We start from the raw sequence: 17,459 nt of genomic DNA, 5'->3' as shown, positions 1-17,459 counted from the left end.
CCTCCACTTGCGCACACTATAGGAATGCGCCCACCACACCGTCAAGGCGCGGTCTTAAGGAAAAGCCTTACAGATCGGAGATTTAGGAGCATAAAAGGAGGTAATTCGACAATCGGGAGAGTGTTTCCGGAGACGAACTTCAAGCCACTCAGAAATTTGAGCGCGGAAGTTAAAGTGATTTGTGAAGAGTAAGATTTTTTCGGTATTACAAATGCGCTTCTGCCAGCGATTGCGTGCAGGGAGGGAAAGAGGTGGAGAGTCGATCTGTAAGCCGGGTTCTGTCGAGGACAGTCATTCCTCTACGATGGCCATCACTGGACATCTTTAGCAACCTACCCGGTTCCAGCGCGGGCCACGCCTTGGAACCCTATTTGGTCTTGCTCCGAGTGGGGTTTACCTAGCCACGAACTGTTGCCAGCCGTGCGGTGCGCTCTTACCGCACCTTTTCACCCTTACCGGCGCCGAAGCGCTTAGGCGGTTATTTTCTGTGGCACTTTCCGTAGGCTCACGCCTCCCAGGCATTACCTGGCACTCCGCCCTATGGAGCCCGGACTTTCCTCCCCCCCCTAATTTTCATAGGGGGCAGCGACTGTCCAATCGACTCTCCGCCGCGAAGGTTACCGGCACATGCCACGAAGGACAAGCTTTAAAGCCGTTTCGCCGATGGGTACTGTCCCGGCAAACACCGGCAGGCTGGATCCCACACCATCATAGGATCCAACCTACGCCAAAATCAGTCAGGCATTTTTCTGCCGATCCAGCGCCACCTGATACAGCAGGTTCTTGCGCACCCCGGTAATTTCCGCCGCCAGGGCTGCGGCACGCTTGAGTGGCATCTCCTGGAGCAACAAGTCGAGAATGCGCAGCGCCTCGCTGCCGACCGCGTCATCGTCTTCCGGCGCGGTCCAGCCGGCCACCAGCACCACGCACTCACCGCGCTGCTGGTTGGCATCCGCTTCGACGAAGGCACGCAGCTCGCTCAGCGGCAAGCCCTTGAGGGTCTCGAAGGTCTTGGTCAGTTCACGGGCCAGCAACGCCGGGCGCTCGGCGCCGAAGACCGTCTCCAGGTCCTGCAGGCATTCGAGGATCCGATGCGGTGCTTCATAGAAGATCAGCGTACGTGACTCCTCCTTCAGCAACTCCAGACGCGCCCGACGCCCTACCGCCTTGGCCGGCAGGAAACCTTCGAAAATGAAGCGATCGGACGGCAGCCCCGCCGCCGAGAGTGCGGCGATCAACGCGCAAGCGCCGGGAACCGGCACTACACTGATACCCGCCGCCCGCGCCTGACGCACCAGGTGATAACCGGGATCGGAGATCAATGGCGTGCCCGCATCGGAGATCAGGGCCACGTCCTCACCCGCCAGCAACTTGGCGATAAAACGGCTGCCTTCGTCACGTTCGTTGTGCTCGTGACAGGCCGCAAGCGGTGTCGTAATCCCGAAGTGCTGCAGCAACCTGATTGAGTGACGGGTGTCTTCCGCGGCAATCAGCGACACATCGCGCAGCACTTTCATTGCCCGCGCACTGATGTCGTCCAGGTTGCCAATGGGCGTCGCCACCACATAAAGCGAGCCGACAGCGGAATTCAAAGCACCTGGAGCAGTCAAAGCACACACCTCGAGAAGGACGAAAACGCCATTGTAGCGCGTAGCGGCCCTGCCGATAGGCTTCACAACGGCGAGTGCGCGCCCCAAAGGTGAGCGATTCGAGTGCCACGACACGCTTTGTACGACCTAATTTGACCGTTTCACGCCAGTAACATCGCGCCCCGGCCAGCGCTTGGGTACAATTCCACGCTCATATGATCGAGTATCAGGAACACTTACATGATCGCTTGCCTGCGGCTGTTCACTGCCCTCTGCCTCGCTGCCTTGCTGGCGGCTTGCGCCAGCTCGCCCTCTTCCAGCCTTGGCGAACTCCCACGGACCCCGAATGCCAGCATCGAGCAATTGCTCGAGCAGGCGGCTTCCAGCAAGACGCCGGAACAAGCCGCCGTGCTGCGCCTGACCGCTGCCGACCTGGCCTACCGCCAGAAAGACAGTGGCCGTGCCTCGCAGATTCTCGCGCAGGTACCGCTGGACACCCTCAAGCCGGCACAACAGGTGTACGCCAGTACCCTGGCAGCCGAACTGGCGATGACTCGCAACCAGCCCAAGGCGGCGCTGACCGCATTGAGCCATCCGAGCCTGGACCGCCTCAGCGAACTGCCGGTGGACCAGCAGATCCGCACCCAGACCGTGCGTGCCCGCGCCCTTGAAGCCGACGGCCAGACCCTGGCCGCCGCTCGCGAGCGCATCTTCATCGCGCCGCTGCTGAGTGGCGAGGCGGCGAAAAACAACCACGAAGCCATCTGGGCACTGATCGCGGCCTTGCCGACCGACCAGCTGCAACCCACCGGCAACGACGACCTCAGCGGTTGGTTGAGCCTGGCACTGGCGGTGAAATCGTCCGGCACCCTGGAGCAACAACAGGCGGCCATCGACACCTGGCGCGCACAGAACCCCAAGCATCCGGCCGCCCTGCAATTGCCGCTGCCCCTGGTGAAACTCAAGGAACTGGCCAGCCAGCCGCTGAGCAAGATCGCCCTGCTGCTGCCGCAAGACGGCCCGCTGGCCTCGGTCGGCAAAGCCCTGCGTGAAGGCTTCATGGCCGCTCACTACCAGGCCCAGCAGGCCGGCCAGAAGCCGCCGGTCATCGAGTTCTACGACAGTTCGCGCCTCACCTCCCTGGACGATTTCTATCGCAAGGCCCAGGCCTCCGGCGTGCAACTGGTGATCGGCCCACTGGAGAAGCCGCTGGTCAAACAACTCAGCGCTCGCCCGCAATTGCCGATTACCACCCTGGCGCTGAACTACAGCGAAAGCGCGCAGAACCCGGCGCAGCTGTTCCAGTTCGGCCTCGCCGCCGAAGACGAAGCCCGCGAAGTGGCCCGCCGCGCCCGCGCCGACGGCCTGCACCGCGCCGCCGCCATGGTGCCGAAAGGCGAATGGGGCGACCGCGTGCTCAAGGCCTTCCGCCAGGATTGGGAAGCCAACGGCGGCACCGTGGTCGGTATCGAACGCGTCGACCAGCCGGTCGCCCTGGCCCAGCAGATTGCCGAGTTGTTCCAGCTGCGTCAGAGCGAAGGCCGCGCCAAGAGCCTGCAAAGCACGGTCGGTGGCCAGGTAGCCGCCCAGCCGTCGCGCCGCCAGGACATCGAGTTCATCTTCCTCGCCGCCACCCCGCAACAGGCGCAGCAGATCAAACCGACCCTGAACTTCCAATACGCCGGTGATGTACCGGTGTACGCCACCTCCCACGTGTTCAGTGCCACTGGCGACCAGAACCAGTACAACGACATGAACGGCATTCGCTTCTGCGAAACCCCATGGCTGCTGGACGCCAACGATCCGCTGCGCAAGCAGGTCAGCGCACAATGGCCACAAGCCAACGGCGCGCTGGGCCGCCTGTATGCCATGGGTGTCGACGCCTATCGCCTCGCTCCACGCCTGGGCCAGCTCAAGGCTCTGCCAGACAGCCGTATCGACGGTCTCTCCGGCAGCCTGAGCCTGGACCCGGCGCAACGGGTCGAACGCCAATTGCCTTGGGCCCAGTTCGTCAGCGGTCAGGTCCAGCGCCTGCCGGATACACCGCGCTGATGGCACCCGCCGCCCACCTGGAACACGGCAAGGACGCCGAGTTCCTCGCGTTGCGGCACCTGGAACAACAGGGTCTGCGCCTGCTGGCGCAGAACTGGTCATGTAAACGGGGCGAGCTTGATCTGGTCATGCTCGACGGCGATACAGTAGTATTCGTCGAAGTTCGTTACAGGAAAAACACCCAATGGGGTGGCGCACTGGGCAGCATCGATGCCCGCAAGCGCAAGAAGGTAATATTCGCCGCGCAGTATTTCCTGCAACGCGAGTCACGCTGGGCCCATTACCCTTGCCGCTTCGACGTGGTGGCCATAGACGGCCCGGTCGAGGCGACACCCCAGCTGAACTGGCTACGGAATGCCTTCGACAGCTGATCCAGGCTGTCGACCTGGTTACTTTTTTCACTCACCGATTTTGCTCTTTGCTTTGCGGGCTGCACATTCTTGTGCCGGGCAGCCACCGGGAAGACCCGGTTTGCGCTCGAACCAGGCAGCTCAAAAACGTAGCGAGCGAAGGCAAGACAAGGCAAAAACAGACGAGGACGCGGAGTTTACGGGTTGTAAATGAGCAGTCCGAGTCTGTTTTTAACGCAGTATTGCCGAGCGCAGTAGTTTTTGAGCTGTCTGGCAGCCGCCCTACTTAAGGTCACATTAGATGGACATGCAATCCCGAATTCGCCAGCTTTTCCAGGCCAGTATCGACACCAAGCAACAGGCGATGGACGTTCTTGCACCTCACATCGAGCAAGCCAGCCAGGTCATGGTCAATGCCCTGCTCAACGAAGGCAAAATGCTCTCCTGTGGCAACGGCGGCTCCGCCGGCGATGCCCAGCACTTTTCCTCGGAGCTGCTCAACCGCTTCGAGCGTGAGCGACCGAGCCTGCCGGCCATTGCCTTGACCACCGACAGCTCGACCCTCACCTCGATCGCCAACGACTACAGCTACAACGAAATCTTCTCCAAGCAGATCCGCGCATTGGGCCAACCAGGCGACGTCCTGCTGGCGATTTCCACCAGTGGTAACTCCGCCAACATTATTCAGGCCATCCAGGCCGCACATGACCGCGAAATGATTGTCGTAGCCTTGACCGGGCGCGATGGCGGCGGCATGGCCTCCCTGCTACTGCCCGAGGATGTCGAGATTCGCGTCCCGGCCAACGTCACCGCTCGTATTCAGGAAGTCCACCTGCTGGCGATCCATTGCCTCTGTGATCTGATCGACAGCCAATTGTTCGGGAGTGAAGAATGACCATCAATCGCCTTAGCCTGCTGGCTTTGACCCTGTGCCTGGGCATCAGTGGCTGCAGTTCGGTACTGACCGCCACCCGCGACGATCCGATCAACGATGATCGTGGCACCCGCACCCTGGGCAGCAAGATCGACGACTCGCTGATCGAGACCAAGGTGGCGGTCAACGTCGCCAAGGCCGACCCTGCCCTGGAAAACGGCTCGCATATCGTTGTCACCAGCTACAACGGGATCGTCCTGCTCGCCGGCCAGACCCCGCGTGACGACCTCAAGGCCAAGGCCGAACAGGCCGCGGCAGCCGTTCAACGGGTGAAAAAGGTCAACAACGAGTTGCAGATCACCGAGCCATCCTCGTTCCTGGCCCGCAGCAACGACGACTGGCTGACCACCAAGATCAAGACCCAGATGCTGACCGACAACAGCATTCCTGGCTCGCGCATCAAGATCGTGACCGAGAACGGCATCGTCTACCTGCTGGGCCTGGTGACCCAGGATGAAGGCACTCGCGCCACCAACCTGGTGCAGGGCGTCGGCGGCGTGCAGAAGATCGTCAAGCTGTTCGAATACATCGACTGATACACCGCCCCTCTGTAGGAGCGAGCTTGCTCGCGATCCGTCGCCCTAGCGGCGGCCATTCAACAGGTCCGTGTCATCGTTGACGGTTTTTCGCGAGCAAGCTCGCTCCTACAGGGATTCAGATTTGCCATAAAAAAGGCGGTCCGCATGGACCGCCTTTTTTATTACTTCACGACCTTCAAGCTTGGCCGACCGCTAGGGCGCGGCGGCTCGGAACCCGGTGGTGGGCCGTCATCATCCGGCTCAACCCCATCGTCGCCCTCAAGAGGCGCTTCCAGCTCGAACACCATGCCCTGGCCATTCTCCCGGGCGTAGATCCCGAGAATGGCACTGATCGGCACGTAAAGCGTATGCGGCACACCGCCGAAACGCCCTTCGAAGCTCACGGCCTCGTTGTCCATGTGCAAGTGACGCACCGCACTGGGCGAAACGTTCAAGACGATTTGTCCGTCACTGGCAAAACCTTGCGGCACCTGGACCGAGGGATACTCGGAATTGACCAGTATGTGCGGCGTACAATCGTTATCCACTATCCATTCGTACAGAGCACGAACCAAATAAGGGCGACTGGAGTTCATAAAACAGCTCCTTAGCGCATATCGCGTTCGACGCCAGACAAGCTTGCCTGGAAAGCCTCACGCGCAAACTGGCGCTCCATATAATCGAGCAGCGGCTTTGCGGGCCGCGGCAATTCAATACCCATCATCGGCAGGCGCCAGAGTATCGGTAATAGACAGCAGTCCACCAGACTTTGCTCATTACTCAGGAAAAATGGCTTGTCGGCAAACAGTGGCGACGCCCCTGTCAGGCTCTCGCGCAACTCTTTACGTGCCTGTACCCGCGCCGGTTCCTTGCTGCGCGAATCCAGGATCACATCCACCAGCGCACACCAGTCGCGTTGAATACGATGGATCAGCAAACGGCTGTTGGCCCGCGCCACGGGGTAAACCGGCAGCAGTGGCGGATGCGGGTAACGCTCATCCAGATATTCCATCACCACCGTCGACTCCCACAACGCCAGGTCACGATCGACCAGGGTGGGCAGGCTGCCGTAAGGGTTCACCTCGATCAGCTTCGGCGGTTGACGCCCCGCTTCCACACTGATGATCTCGGCGCTGACACCCTTCTCTGCGAGCACGATACGCACTCGGTGGGAATAGTGATCGGCGGGGTCGGAGTAACAGGCCAACCGGTTGGTCACGCCCATGGCGGTCCTCCTCGCTTGTTGAAATTATTGAAAACGGAAAAACGAGCGCGCCCAAGACAAGCCTCCCGCAGCCACGAAACAGACAGAGGGTGAGACCGTTACCGGCTCACCCACCCGTCATTGCTGGCTACATCTTCAGAGGCACCCTTGGGCGCGCACGATTGACAGCTATGTTACAACGTTATCAATGCACATCCTTCCAGTATTCGCGCTTGAGCAGATAAGCGAACACGAAGAAGAAGGCCAGGTACAGCAAAACGTAGGTCCCGATGCGCTGATGCTGAAGCTTCACCGGGTTGGCCGAGTAGGCCAGGAAGGTCACCAGATTCTTGACCTTCTCGTTGAATTGCTCTTCGTTCAAGGCACCGGTTTTCGGCACGATGGTCAACTGGTCGCACGCTTCATGGGTCAAAGGCGTGCCTGTCAGCGGATCGTACTGCTTCTTGCCGTCCTCGACGATTTGAACCTGCTTGCAGCCGACAACCTGCCGCCCCTGCAGGCCGGCCAGTACGTTAGGCATGCCGACATTCGGGAAGACCTTGTTGTTCACGCCCCAAGGGCGCGCCGGGTCTTCGTAAAAGGATCGCAGGTAGCCGTAGAGCCAGTCGGTGCCGCGTACGCGAGCCACCAGGGTCAGGTCGGGCGGTGCCGCGCCGAACCAGGCCTTGGCATCGGCCGGCTGCATGCCGATGGTCATGTGGTCGCCGATCTTGGCCCCGGTGAACACCAGGTTCTTGAGCATCAGGTCATGGGGAATCCCCAGGTCGTCGGCAACCCGCTCATAGCGCTGGAACTTGGCGCTGTGGCAACCCATGCAATAGTTGGCAAAGGTCCGCGCACCATCCTGCATGGCCGCCTTGTCGGAAACATCGATGTCGACTTTTTCAAGATCAGGGCCATGTTCATCGGCAAAAGACAGAAGAGGCAGAGCCAAAAGCATCAAGACTGCAAATAATTTTTTCATCAGCCAGTCACCCTTTCCGGAACCGGTTTGGTCTTCTCGAGCCGGGTATAGAACGGCATCAGAATGAAGTAGGCGAAGTACAGGACCGTGCAGATCCGCGACACCAGCGTACGCTCGGGCGTCGGCGGCATCACACCCAGCCAGCCGAGGGTGACAAAGGCGATGCAGAAGACCCACAACCAGATCTTGCTCAGCCAGCCCTTGTAGCGCATCGACTTGACGGGACTGCGGTCCAGCCACGGCAGGACGAACAGCACGGCGATCGACGCGCCCATGGCCATGACGCCCATGAGTTTGTCCGGAACCGCCCGCAGGATCGCGTAGAACGGCGTGAAGTACCAGACCGGGGCAATGTGCTCAGGCGTCTTGAAGGCGTTGGCCACTTCGAAGTTGGGTTTTTCGAGGAAATAGCCGCCCATTTCCGGGAAGAAGAACACGATGGAACAGAAGATGAACAGGAACACCACCACGCCGACGATGTCCTTCACGGTGTAGTAGGGATGGAAGGCAATGCCATCCAGCGGCACACCGTTCTCGTCCTTGTGCTTCTTGATGTCGACGCCGTCCGGGTTGTTCGAACCGACCTCGTGCAGCGCCAGTACGTGCAGCACCACCAGGCCAAGGATGACGATCGGCAAGGCCACCACGTGCAGGGCGAAGAAGCGGTTCAGGGTGATCCCGGAAATCAGGTAGTCACCGCGAATCCACTGGGTCAGGTCGTTGCCGATGACCGGGATCGCGCCGAACAGCGAGATGATCACCTGGGCCCCCCAGTAGGACATCTGGCCCCATGGCAGCAGGTAGCCCATGAAGGCCTCGGCCATCAGCGCCAGGTAGATCAGCATGCCAAACAGCCACACCAGCTCACGGGGCTTCTGGTACGACCCATAGAGCAGGCCGCGGAACATGTGCAGGTAGACCACGATAAAGAACGCCGAAGCGCCAGTGGAGTGCAGCAGGCGCAGGATCGAGCCGTACTCGACGTCGCGCATGATGTATTCGACGGAGGCGAAAGCCTCTTCCGCCGAAGGGGTGTAGCTCATGGTCAGCCAGACACCGGTGACGATCTGATTGACCAGCACCAGCAGTGCCAGGGAGCCAAAAAAGTAGAAAAAGTTGAAGTTCTTCGGAGCGTAATACTTGCTGAGATGGTCTTCCCACATCTTGGTGGCGGGAAAACGCGCATCGACCCAATCCATGAACTTGCTCATCACGCTTTCTCCGTATCGACGCCAATCACAATAATCGTGTCGGTCTCATAGGAATGTGGCGGAACCGGCAGGTTCAAAGGCGCGGGTTGCGACTTGTAGACGCGGCCAGCCAGATCGTAGTGAGAACCATGGCAAGGGCAGAAATAGCCACCAACCCAGTCGGGACCCAGATCGGCGGGCGCCACTTCCGGACGGAAGGTGGGCGAGCACCCCAGGTGTGTACAGATACCGATCAGCAGCAGCAGCTCTGGCTTGATCGCGCGGTTCTTGGGGTCGACATAGGTAGGTTGCGTGGATTCCTTGGAGTCGGGATCGGATAAACGATCCTCGATCTTGGCGAGGTTGCCCAGAATCTCCGGAGTACGGTGAACGATAAAGACCGGTTGGCCGCGCCACTCAGCAATCATCTGCTGTCCGGGTTCAATCTTGCTGATATTCACCTTTACGGGTGCCCCTGCGGCTTTCGCCTTGGCACTGGGAAACCATGACCCCACGAACGGGACCGCAGCCCCCACCGCTCCTGCAGCTCCTACCACGGACGTGGCTGCTACGAGGAAGCGACGCCGGCCTGCATTCACGCCGTCATTGCTACTCATTCAGTCCTCTCCCATCAGCTTTGTGGCCTGTTAAATCAGGCGTCTACTAAGTGAATTTTTGTACTTATAAATTTTGCCGAATGGTAATGAAAAGCCCCACCTTTGACAAGGTAATTACCGGCCCCACCCTGCCTCAAGCCTTGTAGTATAGGGGCTCTACGGATGTGGCAAGTTGTCACAGGAAAATATTTCGCCCACAAAAAAGCCCGGTTTCGCGAGGAAACCGGGCTTTCTTTTGAAACGTAGAGCTTGAAACGTGAAGCGGTACGAGGACCGAATTAACGCTTCGAGTACTGCGGACGCTTACGCGCTTTACGCAGACCGACTTTCTTACGTTCAACTTCACGAGCATCGCGGGTTACGAAGCCGGCTTTGCGCAGAGCACCGCGCAGAGTCTCGTCGTAGTCCATCAGAGCGCGAGTGATACCGTGGCGGATTGCGCCAGCTTGACCACTTACACCACCACCGATGACAGTGACGTAGATATCGAATTTCTCGGTAGTCTCAGTCAGTTCCAGCGGCTGGCGAACTACCATGCGGGCAGTTTCGCGACCGAAGAACGTGTCCAGGGTGCGGTTGTTGATGGAGATGTTACCAGTACCCGGACGCAGGAAAACGCGTGCGGTTGCGGTCTTGCGACGGCCAGTGCCGTAATTTTGAGTCGCCGACATAATGAACTATTCCGTTAAATCTTCAGTTCTTGGGGCTGCTGAGCAGTATGAGGGTGAACAGCGCCCGCATAGACTTTCAGCTTACGGTACATGTCGCGACCCAGCGGGTTCTTAGGCAGCATGCCTTTGACCGCGGTCTCGATCACGCGCTCAGGGGCTTTAGCGATCAACTTTTCGAAGTTGATCGACTTGATGCCGCCCGGGAAACCGGAGTGGGAGTAGTACATTTTGTCGGTGGTTTTAGCACCGGTCACACGAATCTGCTCAGCATTGATAACAACGATGTAGTCACCGGTGTCAACGTGCGGAGTGTATTCGGCTTTGTGCTTGCCACGCAGGCGGCTCGCGATTTCGGTGGCCAGACGACCCAGGGTCTGACCAGCAGCGTCGACGATAAACCAGTCGCGCTTAACTGTTTCCGGTTTAGCAGTAAAAGTTTTCATTCTTTATAGCCTCAGGGGCCGCCTGTAAATAAGACGGCGGATCTTACTGAATAGTGCGTACTTTGACAAGGTCAAAGGCAGCCGGATACAGACGCTTTCGGGGGCTCGGGTCGGTGCGTCCGTTCAACGGCAAGATTCTTTGGCGGCGGCGCATCACTTCCACTGCATAAAGAGGTGCGTAATTATGCAGATTGCGAAAAAAATTTCAACCTGCTTTTATGGTCGTTTTCCCAGAGGAGCAGCCAATGGAATACCGCCAGCTAGGCCGGACCGACCTGAATGTGAGCGCAATTTGCCTGGGAACCATGACCTGGGGCGAGCAGAACACTCAGGATCAAGCCTTTGCCCAGATCGAACGGGCGAAAGGTGCCGGGATCAATTTCATCGACACCGCCGAGATGTACCCGGTGCCGCCCAAGGCCGAAACCTACGCCAGCACCGAGCGCATGATCGGCAACTGGTTCAAGCAGCGTGGCGACCGGGCCGACTGGATCCTGGCGAGCAAGATCGCCGGCCCCGGCAATGGCATCGGCTATATCCGCGACGGCCAGCTCAAGCACAACCGCCGGCATATCGTCGAAGCCCTGGATGCCAGCCTCAAGCGCCTGCAGACCGACTGGATCGACCTCTACCAGTTGCACTGGCCGGAGCGCAGCACCAATTTCTTCGGCCAACTGGGCTACAAGCACAAGGCCGATGAGGACTTCACGCCGATCGAAGAAATCCTCGAAGCGCTGGACGAGCAGGTCAAGGCCGGCAAGATCCGTCATATCGGCCTGTCCAACGAAACGCCGTGGGGCACCATGAAATTCCTGCTCGAGGCCGAGCGTCGTGGCTGGCCGCGGGCGGTGTCGATCCAGAACCCCTACAACCTGCTCAACCGCAGCTTCGAAGTGGGCCTGGCGGAAGTCGCCCTGCGTGAACAGTGCGGCCTGCTGGCGTACTCGCCGATGGCGTTCGGTTTCCTGTCGGGCAAGTATGAAGGCGGCGCACGGCCGGACAAGGCGCGCCTGAGCCTGTACAGCCGCTTCAGCCGTTATTTCAACCCGCAATCGGAAGCCGCTTGCAGCCGCTACGTTGCCCTGGCCCGTGAACACGGCCTGGACCCGGCGCAGATGGCCCTGGCGTTTGTGACCCAGCAAGCGTTCGTCACCAGCAACATCATCGGGGCCACGACACTGGAGCAACTGGACAGCAACATTGCCAGTGCCGATCTGAAGTTGTCGGAGGAAGTGCTGGCGGGCATCGAGGCGATCCACAAGGATCACCCGAACCCGGCGCCGTAAGCGCTCTCAAGCCTGGCCGGGATTGGTGGCGAGCGGGCTTGCCCGCGCTGGGTCGCGAAGCGACCCTAAAACCGGCAACCTCATTGTGCCAGGCAAAAACGCAGTCACCGGTTTGACGACTGCTTCGCAGCCGAGCGCGGGCAAGCCCGCTCGCCACAAAACCGTGCTCGGCTTCAAACTTCCTTAAACACTTGCCCGTCACAGCGACCGGGCAATGATCTCCTTCATGATCTCATTGGTCCCCGCATAGATGCGCTGCACCCGCGCATCCGCCCAGGCCCGGGCCACCGGGTATTCCCACATGAAACCGTAGCCTCCGTGCAACTGCACGCACTCGTCGAGCACCTTGCATTGCAGGTCGGTGCCCCAGTACTTGGCCATCGCCGCCGTCGGCACATCGAGCTGGCCTTGCAGATGCAACTCCAGGCAGCGGTCGACAAACACCCGGCCGATCTGGATCTCAGTGGCCATTTCCGCCAGCTTGAAACGGGTGTTCTGAAAATCGGCAATGGATTTGCCAAAGGCCTTGCGCTCGCGGGTGTACTCCAGCGTCCACTGCAACGCCGCCTCGGCCGCAGCCAGGCCCCCTATCGCCACCGTCAGGCGTTCCTGGGGCAACTCCTGCATCAGATAGGCGAAACCCTGCCCCGCCTGCCCCAACAGGTTTTCCCTGGGCACCCGCACATCCTGGAAAAACAGCTCGGACGTGTCCTGGGCCTTCATCCCGACTTTTTCCAGGCGCTTGCCCTTGGCGAACCCCGGCGTATCGGCTTCGACCAGAAACAGGCTGGTGCCCTTGGCCCCGGCTTTCGGATCGGTCTTGGCGACAACAATCACCAGGTCAGCGAGAAAGCCGTTGGTGATAAAGGTCTTCGAACCGTTGAGCACATAGTCGTCACCGTCCAGCACCGCCGTGGTCTTCACCCCTTGCAGGTCCGAGCCGGCGCCCGGCTCGGTCATCGCGATGGCCGTGACCATCTCGCCGGATACCAGCTTGGGCAGGTACTTGAGCTTCAGCGCCTCGCTGCCGTAATGCAGGATATAAGGCGCGACAATGTCCGAGTGCAGGGAGAAACCGATGCCGCTCAAGCCCAGTCGGCTGATCTCCTCGATCACCACGGCGCTGTAGAGAAAGTCCGCCGCCATGCCGCCATAGGCCTCCGGCAGATGGGAACAGAGCATCCCCTGTGCCCCGGCCTTGTTCCACAGCTCACGGTCGACATAACCACGTTTCTCCCACTGCGCATGGAAGGGTACCGCCTCCAGTTCGAAAAACTTGCGCACACTGCTGCGAAACAGTTCGTGCTCGGAACTGAACAGGGTTCTGGGGATCATCGGGGCACCTGCATGGACACGGAAGCCGTGATTGGCCCGTAGAGCCTATGCCAGTGTTTTACCGGGTAACACTGGACACATGCGACAAAAAATAAGACGATCCAGCCGTCTGTTGACCGCTTTGCCCCTATAAGAACCTTCCGCTAATAAGAACAATGGAATTATGGCTAATCCACTCTCCACGCCCTTGCGGCGCGTCAGCATCCTGGCTATCGACCGGGTATTCGCTTCCACTCTCATGCAAGCCAAGGATTTCTTTCACCTCGCCAGCCTGCGCTACGGCAAACAGCTCGGCCAGGGACTCACCAAGGCCTTCGAGACTCGCCTGGTCAGCCCCGACGGTAAACCGGTGTGCAGTTTCAGCGATGTGATCCTGCCAGTGGACGGCGGCCTGGAAGATGCCGACGTGATCATCCTCCCCGCGTTCTGGGACGATTTCGAAACCCTTTGCCAACGTTACCCACAGGTCATGCCCTGGCTGCGCGCGCAGCATGCCCGCGGCGCCGTGCTCTGCGGCGAGGCCACCGGCGTGTTCTGGCTGGCCGAAGCCGGCTTGCTCGACGGCAAGGAAGCAACCACCTACTGGCGTTTCTTCAACGCCTTCAGCGAACGTTACCCCAACGTCCACCTGAACCAGGACAAGCACCTGACCGACGCCGACAACCTGTACTGCGCCGGCGGCACCACCTCGGCCTGCGACCTCTATATCTACCTGATCGAACGTTTCTGCGGAGCCAACGTGGCCCAGGCCGTGGCCCGCGATATCCTCTATGAGGTCCAGCGCAGCTATGCCCCGGGGCGTATCGGTTTCGGCGGCCAGAAACTGCACCAGGATGTGATCATCCTGCAGATCCAGCAATGGCTCGAAGAGCATTTCGCCGACAAGTTCCGCTTCGAGGATGTCGCCCGGGAGCACGGCATGAGCATTCGCAACTTCATGCGCCGCTTCCAGACCGCCACCGGCGACAAGCCGTTGCACTACCTGCAACGCCTGCGCATCGAGACCGCCAAGGGCCTGCTGTCGGGCACCCGCAAGAGCATCAAGACCATCAGTTATGAAGTCGGCTATGACGATGCGAGCTTCTTTGCGCGCCTGTTCCGCCAGCACACCGAGCTGTCCCCCAACCAGTACCGCCAGCAGTTCCAGCAAGCGGCGTGAAGTCCGTGCGCCTGTTTCGACACTAGCTGAAACAGGCGCTCGACCTTGCATAATTAATTACCACAGCACCCTGCCCTCGCCTTCGTAGACTCGCTCCGGCAATCACTACCGATTGCCACTGACAAGGAGCGTCGACCATGCCTATTGGATTGGCTCAACAGCAGCCCTCTTTCCCAACCCCGACGGTGGAACCCAACCGCGCCTGGCGCGCCCGCTTCCCCAATCCGCCGGACCTGTGCTTCGACTATCGCCGGCTGGTCGAACAACCCGGCGGCGTCGCCCGCGCCACTAACCGCGCCCATCGGATCTGCATCATCGGCGCCGGCGTCACCGGCCTCAGCGCGGCTCACGAACTGCTGCGCTGCGGCTTCACCGACATCACCCTGCTCGAACAGTCCCGGCGCATCGGTGGCCGGCACCTGAGTGTGATCGACAAAAGCCAGCCTGCGACCACCGGTTCCACCCCCTTTGAAATGGGCGCGATGCGCCTGCCGTACTTCAACCGCGCCGACGAGACACCGTTGCAAGGGCGCTCCGTACTGGCGCACTACACCGAGCAGTTCAAGCTACGCCTTTCGGACTTCGCCAACCCGGGCAGCGCCCAGGTCAGGAGCACCGGGATCTTCCTCCGAGAGGGCCGACTGGAGGGGCAGGAAACCCCGCGGATGCTGATCTGGGACAACCGTGACGGGCAGACCCCGCCACCGGGAAAACTGCTGAAGCAGGTTCACCAAAAATGGCGTCTCTTCGCTGACCGCATGACCCGCCAGGTGGAAATCCACTACGCCAGCGATGGCTGGGAAAACCTCTGGTCGGCGATTGTCGAGCGTTATGAGAGCCTGTCGTTTCGCAACCTCGTCACACTGCCGCCCCTCAGTCACTGGCAAGCGGACGACCCGGGCAACTTCGGCGGCGTGGGCATGAGCGCCGAAGAGTCGGCGATCTTCTACGCCATCGGCATCGGTGACGGCAGTTGGGGCGCGTTCTATGACGCCTGCAGCCTGTACCCGATCCGCACCGCCATCTTCGGTTTCAGCAATCACCTGCAATTGATGCACGGCCGCGTCGATGAGCGCGGCGATCCGCTGCCGTCACCCCACCTGCAGGCCGGCCCGCTGCTCGACTGCAACGGCCTGGCCTTCGACGCCCCCCGCTACCTCGGTGTCGCCGCCCTGGACGAGTGCCTGTTGTTCATGCCGGTCGAAGAGCGCGGCCTGTCCTTCTACGACCATTGCCGACAACGCGGTGCCGGCTTCGCCACCCAGGCCCAGGTCAACGGCCTGAGCAAACTGCCCAACCAGCAGATTCGCGTCGACTACGCCTGGCAATGGAACGATCCGCAGCGCCGCGAGCATCGCAGCGAGGTCTTCGATTCGGTGATCCTCACCCTGCCGTCCTGGCTGATCGAAACCACTGTCGAACTCAAGGGATTCGACGAGCGGATGCTGCCGTTCCATATCCGCAGTGCCTACAAGACCGCCCACTGGGAAACCAGCTGCAAGGTGTTTGCACCGCTGAAAAAAAGCTTTTTCAGCGAACCCCATGGCATCCCCCAGGCGCTGGTCACCGACAGCCTGATCCATGACATGTACACCTACAGTTACAACGACACCTACCCTTATGACTGCATCCTGCTGAGTTACACCTGGGAGGACGATGCGACCAAACTCGCGCTGTTTTCGGACCAGGAACTGGTGGAGAAATGTGTCGGTGAACTGGATCGGATACTGCTGCAGGCGAGCAATATCAATCGGCGGATCTCGCCTTACATCGATACACAAAAAGCCGCCGTGCATCGCTGGATGAGTGATCGCAATGCCCTCGGCGCCGCCAAGCTCTATCGCCCCGGTACCTATTACGAAGCCATCGATCTGATGAACTACAACCGCCACTATTCCGCCCACTCCGGGCTCTACCTGTGCGGCGAATCCTTTTCGGTCGACGCCGGCTGGACCGAGCCCTGCCTGCGCGGCGCCCTCGATGCCACGATCCATCTGTGTCAGCGCACCGGCGCAACCTTCAATGGGGGTTTCAGCCTGAAACACTACCCCGAATACGGCGGGCGACCACCTGCCAACAGCCCACTCATCGCGTTCAATATTCCCAGGTAGACCTGGGAAATAGCCGACTGACTTACCAGAGGACCACCGACATACACCATCCATTGAATGGCTTCTCATAGTCGTACCAACCCATTCGGGTTGAATAACAACAATGAGAGCCCCTCACATGAACGAATCTCGCCCCGCCGTCAGTCCCGTCCGTGTTGCCGTCGTGCAATTCGATCCCCAGGCCGGCGTCGCCCACACCCCGTATAACCTGGACCGCAGCCTGTTGCTGGCGGGCCAGGCCGTGCGCGGCGGTGCCGACCTGATCGTGCTGCCGGAACTGGCCAACACCGGCTACAGCTTCCAGAACCGCCAGGAGGCTTTCGCCCATGCCGAGGCGGTACCGGCAGGCCCCAGCGTGCAGGCCTGGGTAAATTTCGCACAGGAACATCGGATCTACCTGGCGGCCGGTGTCGCCGAATGTGACGGGGTGCAGTTGTACGACACGGCGGTGCTGGTCGGCCCGAGCGGTTTTATCGGCAAGTACCGCAAGGCGCATTTGTGGAATGAGGAGAAACTCTGGTTCACCCCGGGTGATAGCGGTTTTCCGGTTTTCGATACACCCATCGGGCGGATCGGCCTGATGATCTGCTGGGACATCTGGTTTCCCGAAGTGCCGCGCCTGTTGAGCCAGCAGGGAGCGGATATCATCTGCAGCCTGAACAACTGGGTCTGGACCCCGCCGCCGCTGTTCGACGAGACCGGCAAATGCATGGCCTCGTACCTGACCATCACCGCCGCCCACGTCAATAACGTGTTTATTGCCGCGGCCAATCGCGTCGGCAGCGATCGCGGCGAACGCTTCCTTGGCTGCTCGTTGATCGCCGGGACCAACGGCTGGCCGCTCAGCGAGGTGGCCTCACCCATCGATGAGGCCGTGCTGTTTGCCGATATCGATCTGGTCAGCGCCCGCAGCGCGCCGATCTGGAACAGCCTGAACGACCTGCCCAGGGACCGCCGGACCGACCTCTACGACGGCATGCTCGGCTACACCCGACATCCTTGCCTGCCGCGTTGA

The 17,459-nt window shown here is 60.3% G+C and carries 17 protein-coding genes and 1 other RNA gene; 8 read left to right on the top strand and 10 right to left on the bottom strand.

Features of this window, described 5'->3' with window-relative positions; all coding sequences use genetic code 11:
• Positions 1 to 251 precede the first annotated feature (251 nt).
• Together rnpB and rsmI are read right to left on the bottom strand one after the other, a co-directional pair.
• An RNA gene (rnpB, locus tag HX866_RS18350) (RNase P RNA component class A) lies at positions 252 to 605 on the bottom strand.
• Between the two features lie 132 nt (positions 606 to 737).
• The gene (gene rsmI, locus HX866_RS18345) at positions 738 to 1,592 is read right to left on the bottom strand and encodes a 16S rRNA (cytidine(1402)-2'-O)-methyltransferase (protein ID WP_177096944.1); all 855 of its coding nucleotides are present in this window, start codon (positions 1,590 to 1,592) and stop codon (positions 738 to 740) included.
• A gap of 237 nt (positions 1,593 to 1,829) precedes the next feature.
• Between rsmI and HX866_RS18340 the strand changes: the two genes are divergently transcribed.
• From HX866_RS18340 to HX866_RS18325, 4 genes are all read left to right on the top strand, one after another.
• On the top strand, positions 1,830 to 3,641 hold the full coding sequence (locus HX866_RS18340; protein WP_177096246.1) for a penicillin-binding protein activator: 1,812 nt from the start codon (positions 1,830 to 1,832) through the stop codon (positions 3,639 to 3,641).
• A complete protein-coding gene (locus tag HX866_RS18335) occupies positions 3,641 to 4,012 on the top strand; it encodes a YraN family protein (protein WP_177103591.1) in 372 nt (123 codons plus the stop codon). The genes HX866_RS18340 and HX866_RS18335 overlap by 1 nt, the downstream gene beginning before the upstream one ends.
• A 280-nt stretch (positions 4,013 to 4,292) precedes the next feature.
• Positions 4,293 to 4,886, top strand: a complete 594-nt coding sequence (locus tag HX866_RS18330) for a phosphoheptose isomerase (RefSeq protein WP_100941292.1) — start codon at positions 4,293 to 4,295, stop codon at positions 4,884 to 4,886.
• Positions 4,883 to 5,461, top strand: coding sequence for a BON domain-containing protein (locus HX866_RS18325; RefSeq protein WP_177096242.1), 579 nt, complete (start codon positions 4,883 to 4,885; stop codon positions 5,459 to 5,461). The genes HX866_RS18330 and HX866_RS18325 overlap by 4 nt, the downstream gene beginning before the upstream one ends.
• A gap of 164 nt (positions 5,462 to 5,625) precedes the next feature.
• Here the strand turns inward: HX866_RS18325 and HX866_RS18320 are convergent, their stop codons facing one another.
• From HX866_RS18320 to rplM, 7 genes are all read right to left on the bottom strand, one after another.
• Entirely contained in the window at positions 5,626 to 6,039 is a 414-nt protein-coding gene (locus HX866_RS18320) for a ClpXP protease specificity-enhancing factor (RefSeq protein ID WP_121134656.1), read from the bottom strand.
• A gap of 11 nt (positions 6,040 to 6,050) precedes the next feature.
• Positions 6,051 to 6,668 (bottom strand): glutathione S-transferase N-terminal domain-containing protein, encoded by a 618-nt coding sequence (locus tag HX866_RS18315; RefSeq protein ID WP_177096240.1) that lies wholly within the window; start codon positions 6,666 to 6,668, stop codon positions 6,051 to 6,053.
• A 184-nt stretch (positions 6,669 to 6,852) separates the two neighbouring features.
• The gene (locus HX866_RS18310; protein WP_177096238.1) at positions 6,853 to 7,632 is read right to left on the bottom strand and encodes a cytochrome c1; all 780 of its coding nucleotides are present in this window, start codon (positions 7,630 to 7,632) and stop codon (positions 6,853 to 6,855) included.
• The gene (locus HX866_RS18305; RefSeq protein WP_177096236.1) at positions 7,632 to 8,843 is read right to left on the bottom strand and encodes a cytochrome b; all 1,212 of its coding nucleotides are present in this window, start codon (positions 8,841 to 8,843) and stop codon (positions 7,632 to 7,634) included. Before HX866_RS18305 ends, HX866_RS18310 begins: the two co-directional genes overlap by 1 nt.
• Positions 8,843 to 9,439 carry a ubiquinol-cytochrome c reductase iron-sulfur subunit gene (gene petA / locus HX866_RS18300; protein WP_177096234.1) on the bottom strand — a complete coding sequence of 199 codons (597 nt, stop codon included), beginning with the start codon at positions 9,437 to 9,439 and terminating at the stop codon, positions 8,843 to 8,845. The genes HX866_RS18305 and petA overlap by 1 nt, the downstream gene beginning before the upstream one ends.
• Positions 9,440 to 9,717: 278 nt before the next feature.
• Positions 9,718 to 10,110 carry a 30S ribosomal protein S9 gene (gene rpsI, locus HX866_RS18295; RefSeq protein WP_103494515.1) on the bottom strand — a complete coding sequence of 131 codons (393 nt, stop codon included), beginning with the start codon at positions 10,108 to 10,110 and terminating at the stop codon, positions 9,718 to 9,720.
• A gap of 14 nt (positions 10,111 to 10,124) precedes the next feature.
• Positions 10,125 to 10,553, bottom strand: coding sequence for a 50S ribosomal protein L13 (gene rplM, locus HX866_RS18290; RefSeq protein WP_060783310.1), 429 nt, complete (start codon positions 10,551 to 10,553; stop codon positions 10,125 to 10,127).
• Positions 10,554 to 10,798: 245 nt separating this feature from the next.
• Between rplM and HX866_RS18285 the strand changes: the two genes are divergently transcribed.
• Positions 10,799 to 11,839 carry an NADP(H)-dependent aldo-keto reductase gene (locus HX866_RS18285; protein WP_177096232.1) on the top strand — a complete coding sequence of 347 codons (1,041 nt, stop codon included), beginning with the start codon at positions 10,799 to 10,801 and terminating at the stop codon, positions 11,837 to 11,839.
• Between the two features lie 198 nt (positions 11,840 to 12,037).
• On the opposite strand, the gene HX866_RS18280 is transcribed toward HX866_RS18285, so the two are convergent.
• On the bottom strand, positions 12,038 to 13,174 hold the full coding sequence (locus HX866_RS18280) for an acyl-CoA dehydrogenase family protein (protein WP_177140200.1): 1,137 nt from the start codon (positions 13,172 to 13,174) through the stop codon (positions 12,038 to 12,040).
• Positions 13,175 to 13,412: 238 nt separating this feature from the next.
• On the opposite strand from HX866_RS18280, the gene HX866_RS18275 reads away from it, so the two are divergent.
• The 3 genes from HX866_RS18275 (at position 13,413) to HX866_RS18265 (ending at position 17,459) form a co-directional block, all read left to right on the top strand.
• Positions 13,413 to 14,333 carry a GlxA family transcriptional regulator gene (locus HX866_RS18275; RefSeq protein WP_177096942.1) on the top strand — a complete coding sequence of 307 codons (921 nt, stop codon included), beginning with the start codon at positions 13,413 to 13,415 and terminating at the stop codon, positions 14,331 to 14,333.
• Positions 14,334 to 14,470: 137 nt separating this feature from the next.
• Complete coding sequence (locus tag HX866_RS18270) at positions 14,471 to 16,444, top strand: flavin monoamine oxidase family protein (RefSeq protein ID WP_177140199.1); 1,974 nt, start codon at positions 14,471 to 14,473, stop codon at positions 16,442 to 16,444.
• 118 nt (positions 16,445 to 16,562) lie between these two features.
• Positions 16,563 to 17,459 (top strand): nitrilase family protein, encoded by an 897-nt coding sequence (locus HX866_RS18265; protein WP_177140198.1) that lies wholly within the window; start codon positions 16,563 to 16,565, stop codon positions 17,457 to 17,459.

The sequence above is a fragment of the Pseudomonas gingeri genome (assembly GCF_013386165.1).
Lineage (GTDB): Bacteria > Pseudomonadota > Gammaproteobacteria > Pseudomonadales > Pseudomonadaceae > Aquipseudomonas > Aquipseudomonas gingeri_C.
The sequence above is the reverse complement of the archived record's forward strand: the minus strand, read 5'-3'. Positions and strand labels throughout refer to the sequence as shown.